Source organism: Streptomyces sp. NPDC058665, from assembly GCF_042714995.1.
Lineage (GTDB): Bacteria > Actinomycetota > Actinomycetes > Streptomycetales > Streptomycetaceae > Streptomyces.
Map to the genome: position 1 here is coordinate 1 of NZ_JBHXRX010000008.1, position 19,106 is coordinate 19,106.

A 19,106-nucleotide genomic window follows, 5' to 3' on the forward strand; every position below is an offset into this window, starting at 1 on the left:
CCACTGGGGGTCCGGCCACCGTCTCGACCAGCAGCTGACGCCCGCTCAGGTCCGGGCCACACGCCCCGACTTCGCGGAAGCCTCGGCGAAGTCCACGATCATCGTGTCCTCGGCCGAGCCGAGAAGCTCGCGCCGGCTGATGAGGTCCTCCAGCCGAAGACTGCTGTCCCCCGTGATCTCGTCCGCGGGTGTCCACTCCCGCATACGGGACACGGTCGGGCCATGGACGACGAAGACCTGGCCGGTGATCCCCCGGGAGTGCCGCGAGCCGAGGAAGGTCGTGAGCGCGGCGACGCTCTCGGGGTCCCACTCGTCGGCCGCCCCCTCGACGGGCTCCATCCCCTCGACGACTCCTTCGGTCATACCTGTCCGGGCCCGGGGGCAGATCGAGTTGGCGCGTACGCCGTACCGTGCCAGCTCGCGCGCCGCGACCTGGGTCAGGGCGACGATGCCGGCCTTGGCAGCCGAGTAGTTGACCTGCCCGAAGTTGCCGTAGAGCCCGGCCTCCGACGAGGTCGTCACCACCGTCGCGTCGACCTGCTCACCGGACTTCTGGTACAGCGACTTCCAGTGGGCCGCCGCGAAGTGGAGCGGACCCGCGTGGCCCTTGAGATGGACGGCCATCACCGCGTCCCACTCGGCCTCGGAGATGTTGACGATGGTCCGGTCACGGATGATCCCGGCATTGCAGACGAGGAGATCGAGCTTGCCCCTGACGCCGACCGCCTGGCCGATCAGCCGCTCGGCGCCGTCCCAGGTGGAGATGTCGTCCCCGTTGGCCTCGGCGCTCCCACCGGCCCCACGGATCTCCTCCACGGCCTCTTCGGCGGCCGGGCGGCCCGATGCGCGGCCCACGTCATTCACGATCACATGGGCGCCCGCCCGCGCGAGTGCCTTCGCCTCGGCTCGTCCGATGCCCTGGCCGGCGCCGGTGACGACGGCGACCTTCCCCTTCAGTTCGTCCATTTCTCGCCCTTCTTCTGCGTGCTCGTGCGGCCCGGCCCGCGAGATCCCGCAGGTGATCGGCCGGTTCCGAAACAGGCTTGCTTAGCCAGGTAAAGAGATCGGCGCGATCCGTTGCGCCTGGATAAAGTCAATGTTACACATGGCTAACCACTTCACGTGAACGACGGCCTCGCACCGCCGTCCGCACAGTTCGCGACGAGAGGAATGGGCATGTCTGCTCCCGCGCCGACGACGAAGACCGACCGCGAGGCCTACTACCGCGAGCACGGATACTGGACCGCCGAACGCCTCGGATGGTGGGTGTTCGACGTCGCCGAGCGCACACCGGACCGGGAGTTCCTGGTGATCGGCGGCCTCCGGCTGACATACGGCGAGTTCGCCGCGTGGGCCGATGTACTGGCCGCGAACCTGGTCGAGGCGGGAGTCGTACGCGGCGACCGCGTCCTCATCCAGCTGCCGAACCTGGCCGAGGCGCTGCTGGGCCAGGTCGCGGCCTTCCGTATCGGTGCGGTCAACGTCCCCGTCGTGCCCATCTACCGCGAGCACGAGATGGCGCACATCGTGAACGACTGCAAGCCGCGAGCGGTGATCTCGATCGCCGAGAACCGCGGCCGGCGCCCCGCCGACGAGCTCGACGGCATACTCGACGGCGCGTCATGGGGACCGGTCGCCCGCTTCTGCGTCGACATGGACGGACCACGACCCGGTTGGCTCCCCTTCCCCCGGCGGGACGACCCACGCCCGTCCGTCTCCCTGCCGGACCCACTCGAACCCGAGAAGTGCTGCCTGATGCTGTACACGTCGGGGACCACATCGGCGCCGAAAGGGGTCGAACTCACCGGTCAGGGCTTCGTGTCGAACGCGCGCAGCATCCGCCACACCATGTCGCTCGGCGCGAGGGACGTCTTCTTCTGCGCGTCGCCCCTCTCGCATCTGGCGGGCTTCAACGCCGGCGTCGTCTGGCCCGCGTCCATGGGCGCCAAGATCGTCGTGATGCCGGCCTGGAACGGGGCGGAGGCCGCGCGGATCATCGAGCGCGAACGGTGCACCTTCACCACCGCCGCCTCGGTGTTCCTCCATGACCTGGTCGCCGCCCATCGCGCGGGCATCGGCACCGGGCACCCCATCACCGTCTTCATGTCCGGGGGCGCCTCGACCGCGCCCGACCTGATCCGAGAGGCCGGCGAGGTCGGGATCACGGCGCTGCGCGGTTACGGCATGACCGAGACCGGCGGGGGAGTCTCCTGGGTCGCCCCCACCGAACGGCTCGACATCAGGGCCGAGTACGACGGTGCCGTCGTTCCCGGCAGCGAGATCCAGGCGGTCGACCCCGAACGCCGCCCGCTCCCGCCGGGAGAGGAAGGCGAGCTGCGGATCCGGGGCCCGCAGGCCCTCATCGGCTACACCGATCCGGCCCTCACCCGGGAGCAGTTGGACGAGGAGGGCTGGTTCTACACCGGCGACCTCGGCCGGGTCGACGGACGGGGCCTCGTACGCATCACCGGCCGCACCAAGGACATCATCAATCGCGCGGGCGAGAAGTTCTCCGCGCGCGACATCGAGGAGCTCGTCCAGCGCCACCCCGCTGTCGGGATGGCGGCCGTCGTCGGACTGCCCGACGAACGGCTCGGCGAGGTCGTCGGCGCCTTCGTCACCCTGTCCGCCGGCCACGAGTGGCCGGGCGACGCCGAGATGGCGGCGTACCTGGACGAGGCCAAGCTCGCCAGACAGAAGATCCCCGCCTCGTGGCAGGTGCTCCCGGAGCTGCCCATGACCGCCTCCGGCAAGATCCAGAAGCATGAACTCCGTAACCGCAAGAGGAGTTGACCCGTGACACGTCCCGACCGGACTCCGGTCATCGCCGCCATCGGACTGTCCGACGGCCCCAAGGCACCCCACCTCGACGCACTCGGGCATCAGGCCCAGGCCATGCGACGCGCGCTGGCCGACTCGGGAATCAGCAAGGACGACATCGACGGATTCGGCTGCGCCGAGGCATGGATCCCCGGCGTCCCGGGCGTCGACCTCCCGGAGACGGCGGAGTACCTCGGCCTCGATCCGCGCTGGATCGAGGGCACCTACACGGGCGGATCGGCCTACGAGTTCCAGATGCAGCACGCCGAGGCCGCGATCCGGTCCGGCATGGCCCACACGATCCTCCTGACCTACGGCAGCGACCTGCTGACCCGGATGGGGCGAAGCCTCGGCACGGCGTACGGCAGGAAACCGGTGGGCGGTGCGGCGTACGAGGAGCCGTACGGCAAAACCACGGTCGCGGCCTACGCGATGGCCGCTCAGCGCCATATGTACGAGTACGGCACCACTCCGGAGCAGCTCGCGAGTGTCGCCGTCGCCGTCCGTGAGTACGCCGCCCACAATCCCCGGGCCATCTACCGCAAGCCGCTGACGGTCGACGACGTCCTCGGCTCACGCGTGATCGCCGATCCCCTGCGTCTGCTCGACTGCTGTGCGATCACCGACGGCGGCGGGGCGGTCATCGTGACCACCGAGGAACGCGCCCGCGACCTCAAGCAGCCGTACGTCTCGATCCTGGGGACAGCCGCCCGCCAGAACCACTGGAACATCTCGCAGGCGCCGGACGTGACCACGACGGCGGGGGCCCGGTCGGGGCCGGACGCGTTCGCGCGAGCGGGGCTGACCCCGGACGACGTGGACATGGCCATGCTCTACGACAGTTTCACCATCACGGTCATCCTGCTGCTGGAGAGCCTCGGCTTCTGCAAGCCGGGCGAGGGAGGTCCGTTCGCCGAGGAGGGCAACCTCCGCCTGGGCGGCAGGCTGCCCGTCAACACCGACGGCGGCGGCCTGTCGGCCTGCCATCCCGGGCTGCGCGGCATCTTCCTGCTGATCGAGGCTGTCCGGCAACTCCGCGGCCAGGCCGGCGAGGTGCAGGTCCCGGACTGCGACGTGGCGCTCGCCGCCGGATCCGGCGGCTGGTTCTCCACGATCGGCGTCACCATCCTCGGGAAGGGCCGATGAGTCAGATGACATCCCAGAACATCCGTGGCCGGCAGGGGACCCTGGAGATCGTCGACGTCACCGACACCTGGGTGAAGCCGGTCCCGGAGCTCGACCCCGTCAGCGCGACCTACTTCCGGGCGGCCCATGACGGGACGCTGTTGATCCAGCGCTGCCCTTCCTGCGGCGCCACGCAGCACTACCCCCGGCTCGTCTGCCGCACCTGTGCGGCGACACCCGAGTGGGAGGCGGCCTGCGGGCGCGGCACCATCTACACCTTCACCGTCGTCCGGCAGGCCGGCATGCCCGGGTTCGACGAGGACGCGCCGTACGTGATCGCGCTCGTCGACCTCGACGAGGGGCCCCGGATGATGGGGAACGTCACCGACTGCCCCGTGGACGAGGTCCATATCGGCCAGCGCGTCCAGGCCTACCAGTTGCGGATCGCCGACGGCATCGGCCTGCCCCAGTGGCGGCCCGAGGCCACTTCCGACTGAGCCCTTCATCACAGCCAAGGAGTCTCTCGTGCACTACAGATCTCTCATCGGCGTCGGCGCCTGCGCGCTCGCCGCCTCGATATCGCTCACCGCCTGCGGCTCCGACGGCGTCGGCAACGCCTCGAACGGCGGCGGCAAGACTCTGGTCATCGGCTTCGCCGCCCCGCTCACCAGCGGCAACGCGGCCGTGGCCAAGGAGATGGTCAACACGGCCAAGCTGGCCGTGAAGACGATCAACGCCGACGGCGGCGCGGGCGGCCGGAAGCTCTCGCTGAAGGTGTACGACGACAAGCTCACCGCCGACGAGTCGGCCAAGGTCGCCCAGCGGGCCATCACGGTCGACCGGGCCGGAGTCATGATGGGCGGCTACACCAGCATCGAAGGGCTGACGATCCGTCAGATCGTCGAGCCGCGGAAGATCGTCTTCATCAACTCCTCCACGATCTCGCCCGCCCTGATGGACGGCGCGAAGTTCACGTTCCGCACCACGGTCGACCAGAGCGACTACCCGGTTCAGATGATCGACCTGCTCAAGTCACTCGGCTACAAGCACCCCGTGGTGACCGCGGACGACGGTCCGACCGGGGCGACCCTGTGGCGGCCGATCACCGACCAGGCGAAGGAAGCGGGCATGGATCCGGGTGAGACCGTGCACTACACGCTCGGTGCCACGGATCTGACCTCGGCCGTGTCCAAGCTGAAGAAGGAGCGCCCGGACGCTGTGGTCCACATCGGGTCCGCGGCGGCCGATGCCGGCCTCATGCTCAAGACGATGGCCGAGGCCGGGGTCAACGTGCCGGTCGTCGGCTTCGGTTCGCTCATCGCCCCCGACGCCCTGAAGATCGGCGGCGACGCCTACACCAGCCTTCCGGCGATCTACACGCTGGCCAACCAGCAGCCGTCCAAGCCGGAGTACGAGGACTTCATCAAGGCCTACGCCGACGAGTACGGCGGGAGCGTGGACGAGCTCTCCCTCGGTCTGGCGGAGCAGGCGGGCGCCACCTGGGACGCCTTCACCGTCCTGAGGAAGGGACTTGAGGCCACCAACGGCGACACCGGGGGAGACAAGCTCGCCAAGGCGATCGACGAGATCACGCCCTTCGCCGGCGCCGCGGGCAAGGAGAAGTCACTGATCGACTTCGGGGACGGCCGCGACGGCTTCAGCAAGTCGCTGGTGGCCTTCCAGTTCGTCAACGGCAAGCCCAAGGAACTGGCCCGACAGCCCTCATGACGGAGTGTCACATGCGGATCTTCGACGGTCTGACCGACCTGGCCGGCTCCGAGGGAGAAGATCTCGGAGCCAGTGACTGGATCCTGGTGGACCAGAGGCGCATCGACGGATTCGCCGACGTGACCGGAGACCATCAGTGGATCCACGTCGACCCGGCCCGCGCCGCCTCGGGCCCCTTCGGGCGGACGATCGCACCCGGCTATCTGACCCTGTCGTTGCTCGCCGAACTCACGACCCGGCTGTACCGCGTCGACAACGTGTCCTTCGCGGTGAACTACGGACTGGACCGGGTGCGGTTCATCACCCCCGTCATCGAGGGCTCCCGCGTCCGCGCCACCGCGCGGCTCGCGGAGGTCGGCCGGGTCGACAGCGCCGTCCAGCTGAAGCTGGAGAGCGTGATCGAGATCGAGGGCTCGGCGCGTCCGGCCGCGGTCGTCACCTCACTCGCCCGCTACTTCGCCTGATCCTCGGGGGAGGTGATACCGGCGGCCCGGATCAGGGTGTCGGCCGTCGTGACGGCCAGGCCCCGCAGGTCGTCCGCGCCGATGCCCGCGCGGGTGCTCGCTCCGTCGTAGAGCGCCGTGAGCTGGCGGGTGAGGAAGCCGGGGTCCGTCGCGTTTCCGCGCTCTGCCTCGGTGCGGAAGAAGCCCTCCAGGTGCTGCCGTTTGAGGCGGGCCGCCACGCCCTCGACGCCTACCGCCGCGAGTACGAGACCAATGTGCTGGGGACCCTCGATGTGACCCGCGCGTTCGTACCGGCGCTCGCCCGCGACGGAGGCGGCGCGATCCTCAACGTCCTGTCCGTCCTTTCCTGGGCGTCGCTTCCGTCCGAGGCGGCGTACGGCGCTGCCAAGGCCGCCGAGTGGTCCGTGACCAACTCCCTGCGTCTGGAGCTGGCCGAGCAGAACATCCAGGTGACCGCGCTGCATGTCGGCCGCATGGACACCGACCTGATCGCCGGCAGGGGCATCGAGGGCGCGGCCGATCCGGCGGACATCGCCAGGATCGCTCTCGACGGCGTCGAGAGGGGGCAGCTGGAAGTGGTCGCCGACGACTTCACCCGGCAGGTCAAGGCGGGACTGTCGCTCGGCATCAAGGACCTCTACCCGCAGCTCGCCCAGGCCTGAGCCCGCGAAGCCGAGTCCTCGGCGACCGACGCTCCCGCTCAGAACTCGTACGCGCCCACGTCGAACGGCGCCGACCGTTGCCTGCGGTCGGCGTCGACAGTGGGCGCGTTCCTGTCGGTCCCGCCGTTCACCGCCGGGGACCCCTGCTTCAAGTGGAGGTCGCCGGCCTGGTGGTTGAGGAAGTACGTCGCGTACTCCGTGCCCACCGTGATGTTGTTGGAGTGCTGGGTGTTGACCGCGGCGCCGGTGTTGAAGGTGCGCGCCAGGTTGTTGCGGATGATGTCACCGCTCGACGGCGTCCCGTCCTTCTGGTTGGTGAGCCGGATCTCGCTGTCCGTGGCCGGGTGGCGGGGGACGACGGTGTTGTTGACGATCCTGCTGTCGTTCATGCCGTACAGGCCCATCGCGAGGCCGACTTCGACCTGGACGACATTGTTCTCGATGGTCCAGTTCCGGTACGGGCCGTCGAAGGCGCCGATGCCCTGGATCGTGTACTTGCTGTTGTGCTGGAAGGGGATCTTGGCGTAACGCGTGCCCTTGCGGCTGGTGAAGACGTTCCCGCGCAGAACGACGTCGTTGACCGGGGTGAAGCTGCCGTCGCCGCGGAAGCTCTGGAACATGTCGCGGTGCGGCGGGTCGTTCTCCGTGCCCGCCGGGACGACCGCGTAGCTGTTGACCGCCGAGTTGTACTCCAGCAGGCAGCCGCTGACCTTGCAGCGGTAGGCGTCCTCCCAGAAGTGGTCGACGCTGTTCCCCCGGACCACGGCTCCGGTGGCGCCCGCGCCGGCCTGTGAGGTGCGCTCAAGCATCACCCCGTTGCGGACGTTACGGATGCGGTTGTCGAGCACCTGGTTGTTCGCGCCGACGACCATGACGGCGGTACCGCTGCGGGCCACCCAGTCGTTGTTGTACCAGGTGTCGGCGGCGGCGTCGCCCGCCGCCCGGACCTGCGAGTTCTGGAGAACGTCATGGGTGGCGCCGGCGTCGAACTGCACCAGGTTGCCCGTGGTGTGGGTGCCGTCGGCCTCCTGGGGTGAGACGAGCACCCCGTCGACGGTCCAGCGTGTCGCGCCCGAAGCGAACCTCAGCGTCTTCATCCGCGGTGTCGCGCCGGGCGCCGCCTTGACGGTCCTGACGCCGGACGCGATGCCCCCGCTGATGACGGGGCTTCCGTGGTTGCCGTTACGGAGGTGGATGACGTCACCAGCCTCGAAGGTCCGCCCCGAGGCGAAGACCTCCTGAAGTGTCCGCCAAGGACGGTCCGCCGTACCCGGGTTGGCCGACGAACCGGTGGCCGGGTCCACGTAGTAGACGGCGGCCGCGGCTGCGGCGGGTGTCGCTTCCACTCCGAAGGCGCTCTGGTTGATCGGGAGCCCGACGGCGGAGAGGGAGACGACGAAGGCCAGGGCGTGTCTGCCCGTTCGACGCGCGGATGGGGTGGCGGCCATGGCTGAACCTCGGCTTCTTGTGGGGGAGGAGGCACCGACGGGAGCGGCGTCGGGTGAGGAGTGTGGGTGAAGTTATGCCATGCGTCAACGGATTCATTGGAATGAATAGGGAGTTGACGGTACGTCAGGGAGGTTGAGCCCGCGCGCCGTTCGCGTGCCGGGCGGGCGCGTAAGCTCGTCGTTCCGGGACCGGTGCCTGCCGGTGCCCGCCACTGCCTGGCCGTATGCGACGGAGGGGACCGCGATGAACGCCTCGTCATACCCTTCCCGGGCGGACCCTTCCCCGGCACCCGCGACCCCCGCGACCCCCGCGGCCACCGCCGCGCGCGGACAGAAAACACGGCATCTCGCGGACGAACTGCGCCGGGCCGTCGCCGAGTTGCGCTGGCCCGGCGGCCGACTGCCGACCGAGCAGCGGCTCGCCCGTGACCAGGGTGTGAGCGTCAACACCGTACGGCGCGCCGTCGACCTCCTGGTCCAGGAGGGGCTCGTCTACCGCAGACAGGGCTCCGGTACGTACGTCGCCACGCCTCCCGCCGCCGCCACCGGATACGCCGTGGGCGTCGTCGTACCCTCGCTGACCTACTACTATCCGCGCACCGTCGCGGGCATCGAGCGCGAACTCTCCCGCCACGGCTGCCGGATGCTGCTCCGCTGCACCGAGTGGGACTCCGCCCTGGAGCGAGAGGCCGTCGAGGAACTGGTCCGGTCGGGAACCGAGGGGCTGATACTCGTCCCCACCCTCGGCGAGGACGGGGCGGGGCACTGGCTCGGGGAGGCGGCGGAACTCGCCTTCCCCACCGTGCTTGTCGAGCGCGGCGCGGAACTGCCCGCCACCTCACACGAGTTCGTCTGCTCCCACCACGCGGCCGGTGCCCGTACGGCCGCCGAACACTTGCTCCGCCTTGGGCACACCCGGATCGCGTACGCCGAGAGAAGCAGCACACACACCGCCCCCCAGGTCCGGTCCGGCCTCGCCGCCGGACTGGAACGCGCCGGGCTCGATCCGGCCCCCGTCGTCGCCACCTCGCTGGACCGCTGGACCGCCGAGGACGCGGACCGCTTCCTCGGCGACCTGATACGGCACGGCGCGACGGCCGCGCTCTGTTTCGCGGACCACGAGGCCTCACTGCTGGTCGGCGCCGCCCGACGACAGGGGCTACGCGTGCCCACGGACCTCTCCGTCGTCGGATACGACGACGAGGTGGCCGACCTGTGCGAGGTGCCGCTGACCACGGTGTCCCCGGCCAAGACCGACATCGGACGGCGCGCCGCCGACATGATCAGGAACCGCATCGCCGACCCGGCGTCCCCGCGCCGCCAGGAGGCATTCGTGCCGCACCTCGTCGTACGGGACTCCACCGGGCCCGCCCCGCGCTGACACCCAGGACGGCCGACGGCCGCCCGGTCGGCGCTCAGCGGTAGTCGGGATTGGGGTACGCGCGGTCGCAGCCGGCGTCCCACTCCGTGCGCTGGTTGCCGTACGCGGGAATGCCGCCCCCGCGTTTGAGCATGGCCGCGACGTGCATCAGGTTCCAGGTCATGAAGGCCGTGTTGCGGTTGGTGAAGTCGTTCTCGGGGCCGCCCGAGCTGGGGTCCAGATACGACGGGCCCGGCCCCGCCGCGCCGATCCAGCCCGCGTCGGCCTGGGGCGGGATGGTGTAGCCGAGGTGTTGCAGGCTGTAGAGAACGTTCATCGCGCAGTGCTTCACGCCGTCCTCGTTGCCGGTGATGAGGCAGCCGCCGACGCGTCCGTAGTAGGCGTACTGGCCCTGGTCGTTGAGCAGGCTCGAACACCCGTAGAGGCGCTCGATCACCCGCTTGGTCACCGAGCTGTTGTCGCCGAGCCAGATCGGCCCGGCGAGCACCAGGATGTCCGCGGCCATCACCCGCTCGTACAGGGTCGGCCACTCGTCGGTGGCGAAGCCGTGCTCCGTCATGTCCGGGTAGATGCCCGTCGCGATGTCGTGGTCGACGGCCCGGAGCACGTCCGTGGAGCCGCCGCGCCCCTCCACGATCGCGCGGCTCCTGTCGATCAGCCCCTGGGTGTGGCTCTGCAGCGGAGACGGTTTGAGTGTGCAGTTGATGTAGAGGGCGGTCAGGTCGTCGAAGCGGTACGCGTCATCGGTCCGGTCGGCGGTGGGCGGCGGCGCTCCCATGATGGGCTCCTCGGACGAGACTCCTGGGCCGGCGGGCAGGCGGGGCCGGCCGGTCTCGGCGCAGCGTCTCCCACGGGCCGCGGTTTACGGCCGCGCAACGCCCCTTCCGCGCCCTTATTCACTTCTGTGGGCCAAGTCCCGGCCCCGCCCGAGGCCCCGCGCCGGCGTCGCGAGTGGCCGTAGTCGTCCTCCCGTTCCACGATGGAGAGTGCGACCTTGTCTCAACCCGGTGGGGGGCCTCTGGGAGGCGGAACAATGACACCGACCGATGTAGAAATGCAGCTGGGGTGGCCGCGGCTCCGTGTGGGCGAATGGGCCGAGACGCGCGACACCCTCCATATGTGGATGCAGATTGTGGGAAAGGTCAGGCTCGCGCACACACCCCTGATCAATCACTGGTGGGCGGTTGCCCTGTATCCCACGCCGCGCGGTCTCTCCACATCGGGAATTCCTTACGGACGGGGAATGTTCGACATCGAATTCGACTTTGTCGACCACCGACTTCTCATGCGCGAAAGCGGCGGTGGTGCGCGCGAATTCGCTCTCCGGTCCATGCCGGTGGCGGAGTTCTACGACCGGGTCATGGGCGGCCTGCGTGAGCTCGGTGTGACCAGCACCATCCAGAATCATCCGAACGAAGTCGAGGTGGCCGTCGATTTCACGGAGGACTTCGGGCACCGTGCCTACGATCCGAGCCCGGTCCACCGCTTCTGGCTTCAATTGCTTCAGGCGCATCGAGGGTTCACGGAATTCCGCTCCTATTTCGGCGGGAAAGTCAGCCCCGTGCACTTCTTCTGGGGTGCGATGGATCTCGCCTGCACCAGGTATTCGGGCCGTGCGGCGCCGACGCATCCCGGAGGCGCCCCCAACTGCGGGGACTGGGTGATGGTCGAGGGGTACTCCGGTGAGCTGAGCAGCTGCGGATTCTGGCCCGGGGGCGGCGAGGAGGGGGCGTTCTACTCGTACGCCTACCCGGAGCCGCTCGGCTACGCCGACGCGCCGGTGAGCCCGGAGGCCGCGTACTACAGCCACGAGGAGCACGAGTTCCTGCTGCCGTACGAGTCGGTACGGCGCTCCGCCGACCCCGACAGCACCCTGGCGGCCTTCCTGCACAGCACCTACGAGGCTGCGGCGGAACTCGGCGAATGGGACCGGGCTGCCCTGGAGGTCGATCCCCGGCGATGGGAGGCCCAACAGGACCGCGCCTGGCGGCACGCCCGCGGGCAGGGATCGCGGTAGGTGCCGCGGTCGCCACCGCCGGCGCATGAGAGGAAGGGAGCCATGATGGGGAACGATCCGGGGCCTCTGGACGACGGGCGGCTCGACCGCGTGGCGTGCGCGTCGCTGGTCGACGCCATGGGCCGTATCCATGGGCACCGCGCGCACATCCTCAGCCTGGTCAGCCCCGCGCCACGAAGACTGTTCGGCCCGGTCGCCACGATGGCCTATCTCCCTTACCGCGACGACGTGCCGCACCCCGAGTTCGGCGATCTCTATGCCCAGGCGATGAGCAACCGCCCGGCGGGCACGGTGCTCGTGCTGTCCAGCGGGGGATACCCCGACGCCTCCCACGGCGGTGGCACGAAGCTCTCCCGGCTCGAACACACCGGCGCGGCCGGGATCCTGACGGACGGCCGGCTGCGGGACTTCGACCAGCTGGCCGACTACAGGTTCGCGACCTGGTGCCGCGGAGAGGCGACGCGAGCGGGCGGCGAGACCGCGATGCCGCTCGCCGCGAACGTCCCCGTGGAGGTCGGTGGTGTGGGCGTGGTCCCCGGGGACTATGTGTACGCCGACGCCAGCGGAGCGGTCGTGATCCCGAACGGAAGCCTGGAGCGGGTCCTCGCCGAGGCCCTGAAGGTGGAGGCGGAGGACGCCGGTTTCGCCGCGGAGATCGCGGCCGAGGAGCGGGCGTCCACCCCGAAACCCTGATCCCCTGGGTCGCCGGTGCCGCCCGCGAGGATCCGCATATCGAGGATGTGCATATCGGGATAAAATAGAGCGCATGTGTACGGGTGGAGTACCCAGCGATCACGCGCCTCGGGTCCTGCACGACTTCGAGCCGCGCACCCACATGCCTCTGGAGCCGGTCGACTCGGTGACCGTGACCACGCTCATGGACAACGTCACCGATCAGATCCTGGCCGACCAGGGACCCGCACGGCGACTGAGACCGGGCAGCGGGATTCCGGCGTCGACCATGACGGAGGAGTCCGTTCCCGACCCTCTGGTCGCCGAGCACGGATTCTCCGCCCTCGTCACCGTCGTCAAGAACGGCCATGAGCACCGGTTCCTGTTCGACGCCGGCACCAGCCCCGACGGGGTCGTGGAGAACATGCGCCGGCTGCGCATCGATCCGGCCTCCATCGAGGCGATCATCTGCAGTCACGGGCACTTCGACCACACCACCGGGCTCGACGGGCTGATCCGCGCACTGGGCGGCCGGGTCAATCTGCCGGTGCTGATCCACCCGCACTTCTGGCGCAGCCGCCGGATGCTCCTGCCGGGTGCCGAACCCATGGACCTGCCCACGACGAGCCGTAGGGCTCTCGAAGGCGCCGGATTCACGGTGATCGAGGAGCAGCAGCCGAGCTTCCTCTTCGAGGGATCGGTCCTGGTCACCGGCGAAGTGCCACGGACCACCGGCTACGAGCCCGGCTTCCCGCCGCAGCAGGCGTGGCTGGGCGGGAAGTGGGAGCCCGATCCGCTCGTCCTCGACGACCAGGCGCTGATCATCGACGTACGGGACAAGGGGCTGATGGTCCTGACGGGGTGCGGGCACGCGGGCGTAGTGAACATCTGCCGTTACGCGCGACGCCTCACGTACGACCGGCCGTTGCACGCGGTCGTGGGCGGATTCCACCTCAACGGGCCGGTGTTCGAGTCCCTGATTCCCCAAGTGCTCGCGGATCTGGGCGAGATGACGCCGTCCGTCCTCATTCCCGCGCACTGCACCGGGTGGCGGGCCCAGCACGCGATGGCCGCGCGGTTCGGCGATGCCTTCGTCCCCAACACGGTGGGGACCGCGGTCACCCTCTGAGCGGTGTCAACCCGCACGAGCAGGACCGGCACACCGGCAACGGCTGATGCGTGACGAGACGGGCCGGACCCCATCAGGCCCGGCCCGTCCGGTGCGTCAGCCGCGATTCAGCCGCGTGTCACCCGCGAATCGGCGACTCAGCGACGTACCACGCACGTCGCCGTCGCCGTCCGCGACGGGTCGCTCTCCGAGCGCGCCGTCAGCGACACCTTCCCTGTCCTGGCGGCACCGTGGCCCGCCGCCACCGCGACCTTGACCTCCGTCGAACGGCCGGCCTCCGCCGTCGCCAGCTGGTTGGGCAGCGCCACCCGCCAGCTCTTGCCGTCCACCCGCGCCGTCAGCCGGTAGACGTCCGACTTCTGGTGCCGCGCCGCCGAACCGCTCGCGCCGCGCCCGGTGTTGGTGAGGTTGAACCGGCATGTGGTCCCGGCACCGTCCGGCTTCCCCTCGGGGCTGCCGTGGCCCAGCGCCACACCCCGCTTCTGCGGCCCCGACCCGTCGAGCGACCTGACACCGATGACGTACGACAGCTCGCCCTTCCAGGTCAGCCGCTTGTCGATGACATAGAAGTGCAGCCTGTTGGCCTGGTCGACATACTCGTACTCGCTGCCCGAGTTGGTACCGGCGTGGAACAGACCGTCGTTGAGCTGCCGGTAGTCGCCGATGGAGCGCATCACCGGCGTGCCGTCCGGCTTCTCGTAGTCGACCATGTCGATGTCCTGCGGATTGGCGTCGACCATCCAGCTGAAGCAGAGATATCCGCAGCTGCCGTTCTCGTTGTCGTAGGGCTTGTTCTTCGTCAGCAGCACCCCGTTGTCCGGCGTGAACGAGTCGGTGCCGATCCGCTGGACCGTCTCGATCGTGTAGTCCGTGAAGCCCGGCCCCGAGCACATCGGGTCCTTGGCCACGTCGCAGGACGGCGTCAGGTCCTTGCCCAGATTGATGCGGACCCCCTGGAGGGCGTTCTTCTGTACGGAGGCGGTACGGGCCCGCACCTCGAACACCGCGGGGCCGTTGGCCTTCAGGGACTCCGGGTCGAGAGTCAGGACCTGCTGGTCGTCGATGAAGCCGAGCTTCATCTTCGTACGCAGCGTATGGCCCGCGGGCATCGACGCACCCTGCGTCGCGGGCACCTGCCAGCGGTTGTGCGGGCCGCCCGGCCCGTTGAACGAGCCACGGTCCATGCCGTCGAAGGGGCCGGTGCCCGAGCGGTGGTACGGCCGCACATACGGGTTGTTGGCGTTGTCGCCGATGTCGAACGTGTGGGTGATCTCGTGAGTGATCGTGCCCGAGCTCTCACCCTGCCGGATACCGGAGTTGCCCCAGAGCTGCGAACCGGCCTTCCACGAGGTCCACTCCGTGTAGCGGCCCCGCACCCAGTTCGGCAGCGACGGGTCCGGCGGCCCCCACTCGTCGGGGATGTCCTCCTTGTTCTGGAACATCATCTCGCCGAACTCCTGCCAGACGGAGGTCTCGTCGTAGCCGGCGTAGAGACGGAAGACCCGGTCGTACGTCTTGGCCTCGGCCTCGCCGACGTCGTCGAGCCACATCGGGTCGATGTCCCTCTCGATCGAGCCGTTACAGCTGTGCCCGTCCGGACACCCCTCGCCCTCCTGGCCGATGTCGTTGATGCCGTACTCGTAGGACTCACGCGGGGCACGGTAGGGCGAGAAGGGGACGAACTCGACGCCGATCCGGCCGTCGGTCTGCTCCATCCAGTACTCGTTGACGGTGTGCCCGTGGTTGAGCTTGCTCGGCTTGTTCCAGAAGTCCGCGTAGAACTGGGATATCCGCTCGCGCGGCACCGGATCGATCTGGGGGTTCTTGAACAGGTCGCTGCCCTTGGGCAGGGTCATCACGAAGGGCTGGTCCGGGAAGTCGACGGCCAGCACGGCTATCTTCAGCTTCTTCTCGGTCGGTTCCCGCGTCGGATCGGCCCAGTCCGTACCGGGCACGGCCCGGTAGTCGCTCCAGGTCATGTCCTGCTGGTCCTGCCAGTTCTGCGGGTCGACAGGTGCGAACGGATCGCCGCGCTTCTCCTTCTCCGCGGAAGCGGAGTCGGGCGCCGCTGTCGCGGCACCCGCCCCCGCTTCGGCACCGGTGGCCAGCAGGGCGGCGGCCAGCGCGACCGCCACCGCCAGCCGTGTACGTCGTCGGGCTGAGCGCATGAGAACCCTCTCCTCAGAGAACGAACCCGTTCGGGAACGGATCCGCCGGATCCAGCAGGTAGTTGGCCGTGCCGGTGATCCACGCGCGGCCCGAGAACTCCGGCACCACCGCCGGTACTCCCGCCACCTCGCTCGTCCCCACCAGCCGACCCGTGAAGCGGGTCCCGATGAAGGACTCGTTGATGAACTCCGTGTCCAGCGCCAGCTCTCCCCGCGCGTGGAGCTGCGCCATCCGGGCACAGGTCCCCGTGCCGCAGGGGGACCGGTCGAACCAGCCGGGCTGGATGGCCATGGCGTTACGGGAGTGCCGCGCGTCCGAGCCGGGCGCCAGGAACTGCACATGCTTGCAGCCCCGGATCATCGGGTCCGCCGGGTGCACCGGCGGATTGTGCGCGTTGACGGCGTCCGAGATCGCCAGCCCCGCCGCCAGGATGTCGTCCTTGCGCGCCCGATCGAAGGGCAGCCCGAGGGACTCCAGGTCCACCACGGCGTAGAAGTTGCCCCCGTACGCCATGTCGTACCGGACCTCGCCGAGCCCCGGCACCGTCACCTTCGCGTCGAGCTCCAGCGCGAAGGCGTCCACGTTGCGCAGCGTGACCTTCTCGGCGACGCCGTCGCGCACCGTCACACGGGCCTCCACGAGCCCGGCCGGGGTGTCGAGACGTACGAGGGTCTCGGGCTCGGTGACCGTCACCATCCCGGTCTCCACCAGGACGGTCGCCACCCCGATCGTCCCGTGCCCGCACATCGGCAGGAAGCCGCTGACCTCGATGTAGAGGACACCCCAGTCCGCGTCCGGGCGGGTCGGCGGCTGGAGGATCGCGCCGCTCATCGCGGGATGCCCGCGAGGCTCGTCGACCAGGAAGCGGCGCAGCGGGTCCAGATGCTCGATGGCGTGGCGGCGGCGCTCGGCCATCGTGTCGCCGGGGACGGGCGCCACGCCGCCGGTCACCACACGGGTCGGCATGCCCTCCGTGTGGGAGTCGACCGCGCTGATCGTGCGCACGCTGCGCATCAGACCGCCTGCCGCGTGCTGTCCGCGACGGCCACCGTGGCTTCGGCGGCCTCCGTGGTCTCCGTCGTCTCCGTGGCGAGGAAGTCGATCGCCTGCCGCATCTCGGCGGTGACCAGCTCCCGGTGCTCGGGGATCAGCGGGCCGCGCGGCGGGCGGCAAGGGCCGCCGTAACGGCCGACCATCTCCATACCGAGCTTGATCGCCTGGACGAACTCGGTACGGGAGTCCCACCGGAACGCCGCGACCAGCGGCTCGTAGAGGGCGCGGGCCTCCGCCAGCCTGCCCGTCGTGGCGAGCCGGAACAGCCGCGCGGACTCGGCGGGGAAGACGTTGGGGAAGCCGGCGAACCAGCCGGTGGCGCCCATCAGCATGCTCTCCAGCGCCACGTCGTCGGCGCCGCTGATCACGTCGAGACTCGGCGCCTTCTCCTTGATCTCCAGAACGCGGCGCACATCGCCGGAGAATTCCTTCACGGCGAGCACGTTCTCGATCTGGGCGATCTCCCCGAGCAGTTCGGGCGTCAGGTCGACCTTCGTGTCCACGGGGTTGTTGTAGACCATGACCGGCAGTCCGACGGCGGCCACGGCCTCGAAGTGCGCCACGACCTCACCCGGGTTGGCCCGGTACATCGTCGGCGGCAGGCAGAGCACCCCGTCGGCGCCGTCCTCCGCCGCGTACTCCGCCCATCGCACGGCCTGGTGCGAACCGGGGCCGTGCACACCCACGATGACCTTGCCGCGTCCGCGTACCGCCTCGATGGCCGTACGGGCGACGGTGCGGCGCTCCTCGTCGGTCAGCGACGAGTACTCGCCCAGCGATCCGTTGGGGCCGACCCCGTCGCAGCCGTTGTCGACGAGCCAGCGGCAGTGGTCGGCGTACGCGTCGTAGTCGACGGCCAGGCCGGCGGGGGCCGCGGCGTCCTGCCGGTACGGCAGCGCGGTCGCGACGACGACCCCGGTCAGCGGGTTGGGCCGGTTCGGCTGCTTCGGCTCGTTCGTGGCGGTGCTCATGAAGTGCTCTCTTCCGTGGGGGAGTCGGGGTGCGTGGACGGAGTGGCCGGGCCCGGCGGTGGCTCCGGCGGGCGGGCCAGTTCGCCGAGCCTGATCGGCTCGGCGACAGGCCGGTGGTGCGGGCCGGGGCCCGTGTCGGTACTACGGCGCAGTTCGGCGACGGTCGGGCCGCAGACACGGGCCTGGCACGGTCCCAGCCCGGCCCGCGTCGCCAGCTTCGCCACCCGGGGCTCGGTACTGGTGGGATCGTCGGCCGACCGGCGCACCGCCGCGTACGTCGTCTCCTCGCAGCGGCAGATCACGGTGTCGGGACGCAGCCAGCCGGGCCAGGCACGGCCGACGGGGTGCGCGAGCGCGAGCCGGGCGGCGAACGCCCTGCCCTGGTCGCGGTTCCTGCGCAGGGTGGCCAGGGCGCGCGAGCCCGGGTCGCCGCCCGCCGCGATCCAGCCGGCCACACCGCCTTCGGCGCGCGCTGCGGGGGCACCGGCGACACCGGTGATCTCGCCCGCCGCGTACACGCCGGGCCGACTCGTACGCTGGTCGTCGTCCACCGCGACGAACGGGTCGGCGGGTGGTCCGGCGGCTGATCCGGCCGGCCCCCGGCGCAGCTCGCACCCGGCCGCGACCGGCAGTTCCAGCTGCGGGGTGAACCCGTGACCGACGCACAGCGCGTCCACGGTGATGACACGTTCGGTGCCGGGCACCACCGACCAGTCGGCCCGGACCCGGGCGCTGACGATCTCCTCCACCCGGCCGTCCCCCCGGGCCTCGACGACCGCGGTGCCCATCCGGTACGAGACCCGGTGACGCCCCAACGCCGCCGAGTACGAGAGGAGTTCGCCGGACTTGCCGAGTTGCGACGTGAGTTCCCACGGGCGGCGCAGCCAGCCGCGCGCGACGGACCCCGGCCGGCCCGCTTCGAGCACCGCGAGCACCCGCGATCCGGCATCCAGCAGTGATGTCGCCACCGGCAGCAGGAACGGCCCCGTACCGGCGACCACCACCCGGTCGCCGACGACCAGGCGCTCTCCCTTGGCCAGCGCCTGGGCCGCGCCCGCCGTGTAGACACCGGGCAGGTCCCAGCCGGGGAAGGGCAGCACCCGGTCATGGGCGCCCACGGCGAGCACCAGGGCGTCGGGCTCCAGCACATGGCGCCGCCGGTGTGTACCGCGCAGGACATGCACCAGCGGCGGCCCGTCCGCTTCGGCGTCCCGGCGCTCCAGCGCCCACACGGAACTCTCCGCCCACCAGGAACAGCGCGGATGCCCGAGCACCCGGCGGCTGCGCCGGTCGAAGGAGCGGTAGCCGTGCTGAAGGGCTCCGGGGTCGGTGGCCTCGTACGCCTCGGGCAGCATGCGGTGGTACTGGCCGCCGGGCCGCTCGGCCGAGTCGATCAGCGTCACTTCCGCGCCCGCCGCCAGTGCGGCGTCGGCGGCGGCGAGACCGGCGGGTCCGGCTCCCACCACA

At 70.1% G+C, this 19,106-nt stretch carries 18 protein-coding genes; 10 read left to right on the plus strand and 8 right to left on the minus strand.

What is annotated here, in order from left to right; translation table 11 throughout:
* Positions 1 to 45 precede the first annotated feature (45 nt).
* Positions 46 to 966 carry an SDR family NAD(P)-dependent oxidoreductase gene (locus ACFWV8_RS06910; protein WP_384198677.1) on the minus strand — a complete coding sequence of 307 codons (921 nt, stop codon included), beginning with the start codon at positions 964 to 966 and terminating at the stop codon, positions 46 to 48.
* A gap of 210 nt (positions 967 to 1,176) precedes the next feature.
* Here ACFWV8_RS06910 and ACFWV8_RS06915 point away from each other — a divergent pair, with 210 nt between their 5' ends.
* Genes ACFWV8_RS06915 through ACFWV8_RS06935 form a run of 5 tightly spaced genes read left to right on the plus strand, consistent with a single transcriptional unit; the run spans position 1,177 to position 6,137 of the window.
* Positions 1,177 to 2,793, plus strand: coding sequence for a class I adenylate-forming enzyme family protein (locus ACFWV8_RS06915; RefSeq protein ID WP_384198679.1), 1,617 nt, complete (start codon positions 1,177 to 1,179; stop codon positions 2,791 to 2,793).
* Positions 2,794 to 2,796: 3 nt separating this feature from the next.
* The gene (locus tag ACFWV8_RS06920) at positions 2,797 to 3,966 is read left to right on the plus strand and encodes an acetyl-CoA acetyltransferase (RefSeq protein ID WP_384198681.1); all 1,170 of its coding nucleotides are present in this window, start codon (positions 2,797 to 2,799) and stop codon (positions 3,964 to 3,966) included.
* Positions 3,963 to 4,442: a Zn-ribbon domain-containing OB-fold protein gene (locus tag ACFWV8_RS06925; protein WP_384198682.1), complete on the plus strand. Its 480-nt coding sequence runs from the start codon at positions 3,963 to 3,965 to the stop codon at positions 4,440 to 4,442. The genes ACFWV8_RS06920 and ACFWV8_RS06925 overlap by 4 nt, the downstream gene beginning before the upstream one ends.
* 28 nt (positions 4,443 to 4,470) lie before the next feature.
* Positions 4,471 to 5,673: an ABC transporter substrate-binding protein gene (locus ACFWV8_RS06930; protein WP_384198684.1), complete on the plus strand. Its 1,203-nt coding sequence runs from the start codon at positions 4,471 to 4,473 to the stop codon at positions 5,671 to 5,673.
* Positions 5,674 to 5,684: 11 nt separating this feature from the next.
* A complete protein-coding gene (locus ACFWV8_RS06935) occupies positions 5,685 to 6,137 on the plus strand; it encodes a MaoC family dehydratase (protein WP_384198685.1) in 453 nt (150 codons plus the stop codon).
* Here ACFWV8_RS06935 and ACFWV8_RS06940 read toward each other — a convergent pair.
* Positions 6,125 to 6,355, minus strand: a complete 231-nt coding sequence (locus ACFWV8_RS06940) for a hypothetical protein (RefSeq protein ID WP_384198686.1) — start codon at positions 6,353 to 6,355, stop codon at positions 6,125 to 6,127. The genes ACFWV8_RS06935 and ACFWV8_RS06940 overlap by 13 nt on opposite strands.
* Between ACFWV8_RS06940 and ACFWV8_RS06945 the strand changes: the two genes are divergently transcribed.
* Positions 6,329 to 6,799: an SDR family NAD(P)-dependent oxidoreductase gene (locus ACFWV8_RS06945; RefSeq protein WP_384198688.1), complete on the plus strand. Its 471-nt coding sequence runs from the start codon at positions 6,329 to 6,331 to the stop codon at positions 6,797 to 6,799. The genes ACFWV8_RS06940 and ACFWV8_RS06945 overlap by 27 nt on opposite strands.
* Positions 6,800 to 6,837: 38 nt before the next feature.
* On the opposite strand, the gene ACFWV8_RS06950 is transcribed toward ACFWV8_RS06945, so the two are convergent.
* Positions 6,838 to 8,247 carry a choice-of-anchor Q domain-containing protein gene (locus ACFWV8_RS06950; protein ID WP_384198690.1) on the minus strand — a complete coding sequence of 470 codons (1,410 nt, stop codon included), beginning with the start codon at positions 8,245 to 8,247 and terminating at the stop codon, positions 6,838 to 6,840.
* Positions 8,248 to 8,491: 244 nt separating this feature from the next.
* Between ACFWV8_RS06950 and ACFWV8_RS06955 the strand changes: the two genes are divergently transcribed.
* Positions 8,492 to 9,628: a GntR family transcriptional regulator gene (locus ACFWV8_RS06955; protein ID WP_384198692.1), complete on the plus strand. Its 1,137-nt coding sequence runs from the start codon at positions 8,492 to 8,494 to the stop codon at positions 9,626 to 9,628.
* 34 nt (positions 9,629 to 9,662) lie between these two features.
* Here ACFWV8_RS06955 and ACFWV8_RS06960 read toward each other — a convergent pair whose 3' ends face one another.
* Entirely contained in the window at positions 9,663 to 10,406 is a 744-nt protein-coding gene (locus tag ACFWV8_RS06960; RefSeq protein WP_384198693.1) for a flavodoxin family protein, read from the minus strand.
* Positions 10,407 to 10,682: 276 nt separating this feature from the next.
* Here ACFWV8_RS06960 and ACFWV8_RS06965 point away from each other — a divergent pair, with 276 nt between their 5' ends.
* The 3 genes from ACFWV8_RS06965 to ACFWV8_RS06975 all read left to right on the plus strand — a co-directional run bounded on the left by ACFWV8_RS06965 (position 10,683) and on the right by ACFWV8_RS06975 (position 13,446).
* Complete coding sequence (locus tag ACFWV8_RS06965) at positions 10,683 to 11,645, plus strand: DUF5996 family protein (RefSeq protein WP_384198860.1); 963 nt, start codon at positions 10,683 to 10,685, stop codon at positions 11,643 to 11,645.
* A gap of 42 nt (positions 11,646 to 11,687) precedes the next feature.
* Complete coding sequence (locus tag ACFWV8_RS06970) at positions 11,688 to 12,338, plus strand: RraA family protein (RefSeq protein ID WP_384198695.1); 651 nt, start codon at positions 11,688 to 11,690, stop codon at positions 12,336 to 12,338.
* Between the two features lie 73 nt (positions 12,339 to 12,411).
* Positions 12,412 to 13,446, plus strand: a complete 1,035-nt coding sequence (locus ACFWV8_RS06975) for an MBL fold metallo-hydrolase (protein ID WP_384198697.1) — start codon at positions 12,412 to 12,414, stop codon at positions 13,444 to 13,446.
* A 137-nt stretch (positions 13,447 to 13,583) separates the two neighbouring features.
* Here ACFWV8_RS06975 and ACFWV8_RS06980 read toward each other — a convergent pair whose 3' ends face one another.
* Genes ACFWV8_RS06980 through ACFWV8_RS06995 form a run of 4 tightly spaced genes read right to left on the minus strand, consistent with a single transcriptional unit; the run spans position 13,584 to position 19,102 of the window.
* Positions 13,584 to 15,614: a peptidase M6 gene (locus ACFWV8_RS06980; RefSeq protein ID WP_384198699.1), complete on the minus strand. Its 2,031-nt coding sequence runs from the start codon at positions 15,612 to 15,614 to the stop codon at positions 13,584 to 13,586.
* A gap of 13 nt (positions 15,615 to 15,627) precedes the next feature.
* The gene (locus ACFWV8_RS06985) at positions 15,628 to 16,629 is read right to left on the minus strand and encodes a proline racemase family protein (RefSeq protein WP_329378751.1); all 1,002 of its coding nucleotides are present in this window, start codon (positions 16,627 to 16,629) and stop codon (positions 15,628 to 15,630) included.
* Positions 16,629 to 17,639, minus strand: coding sequence for a dihydrodipicolinate synthase family protein (locus ACFWV8_RS06990; RefSeq protein ID WP_384198701.1), 1,011 nt, complete (start codon positions 17,637 to 17,639; stop codon positions 16,629 to 16,631). The genes ACFWV8_RS06985 and ACFWV8_RS06990 overlap by 1 nt, the downstream gene beginning before the upstream one ends.
* Positions 17,636 to 19,102, minus strand: a complete 1,467-nt coding sequence (locus ACFWV8_RS06995) for an NAD(P)/FAD-dependent oxidoreductase (RefSeq protein ID WP_384198703.1) — start codon at positions 19,100 to 19,102, stop codon at positions 17,636 to 17,638. Before ACFWV8_RS06995 ends, ACFWV8_RS06990 begins: the two co-directional genes overlap by 4 nt.
* Between the last annotated feature and the right edge of the window lie 4 nt (positions 19,103 to 19,106).

Excerpts from the sequence above, each read along its gene's own strand:
- ACFWV8_RS06910 (WP_384198677.1), bottom strand. The coding sequence starts at position 966 with ATGGACGAACTGAAGGGGAAGGTCGCCGTCGTCACCGGCGCCGGCCAG.
- ACFWV8_RS06915 (WP_384198679.1), top strand. The coding sequence starts at position 1,177 with ATGTCTGCTCCCGCGCCGACGACGAAGACCGACCGCGAGGCCTACTAC.
- ACFWV8_RS06925 (WP_384198682.1), top strand. The coding sequence starts at position 3,963 with ATGAGTCAGATGACATCCCAGAACATCCGTGGCCGGCAGGGGACCCTG.
- ACFWV8_RS06935 (WP_384198685.1), top strand. The coding sequence starts at position 5,685 with ATGCGGATCTTCGACGGTCTGACCGACCTGGCCGGCTCCGAGGGAGAA.
- ACFWV8_RS06950 (WP_384198690.1), bottom strand. The coding sequence starts at position 8,247 with ATGGCCGCCACCCCATCCGCGCGTCGAACGGGCAGACACGCCCTGGCC.
- ACFWV8_RS06955 (WP_384198692.1), top strand. The coding sequence starts at position 8,492 with ATGAACGCCTCGTCATACCCTTCCCGGGCGGACCCTTCCCCGGCACCC.
- ACFWV8_RS06960 (WP_384198693.1), bottom strand. The coding sequence starts at position 10,406 with ATGGGAGCGCCGCCGCCCACCGCCGACCGGACCGATGACGCGTACCGC.
- ACFWV8_RS06965 (WP_384198860.1), top strand. The coding sequence starts at position 10,683 with ATGCAGCTGGGGTGGCCGCGGCTCCGTGTGGGCGAATGGGCCGAGACG.
- ACFWV8_RS06970 (WP_384198695.1), top strand. The coding sequence starts at position 11,688 with ATGATGGGGAACGATCCGGGGCCTCTGGACGACGGGCGGCTCGACCGC.
- ACFWV8_RS06975 (WP_384198697.1), top strand. The coding sequence starts at position 12,412 with ATGTGTACGGGTGGAGTACCCAGCGATCACGCGCCTCGGGTCCTGCAC.
- ACFWV8_RS06980 (WP_384198699.1), bottom strand. The coding sequence starts at position 15,614 with ATGCGCTCAGCCCGACGACGTACACGGCTGGCGGTGGCGGTCGCGCTG.
- ACFWV8_RS06985 (WP_329378751.1), bottom strand. The coding sequence starts at position 16,629 with ATGCGCAGCGTGCGCACGATCAGCGCGGTCGACTCCCACACGGAGGGC.
- ACFWV8_RS06990 (WP_384198701.1), bottom strand. The coding sequence starts at position 17,639 with ATGAGCACCGCCACGAACGAGCCGAAGCAGCCGAACCGGCCCAACCCG.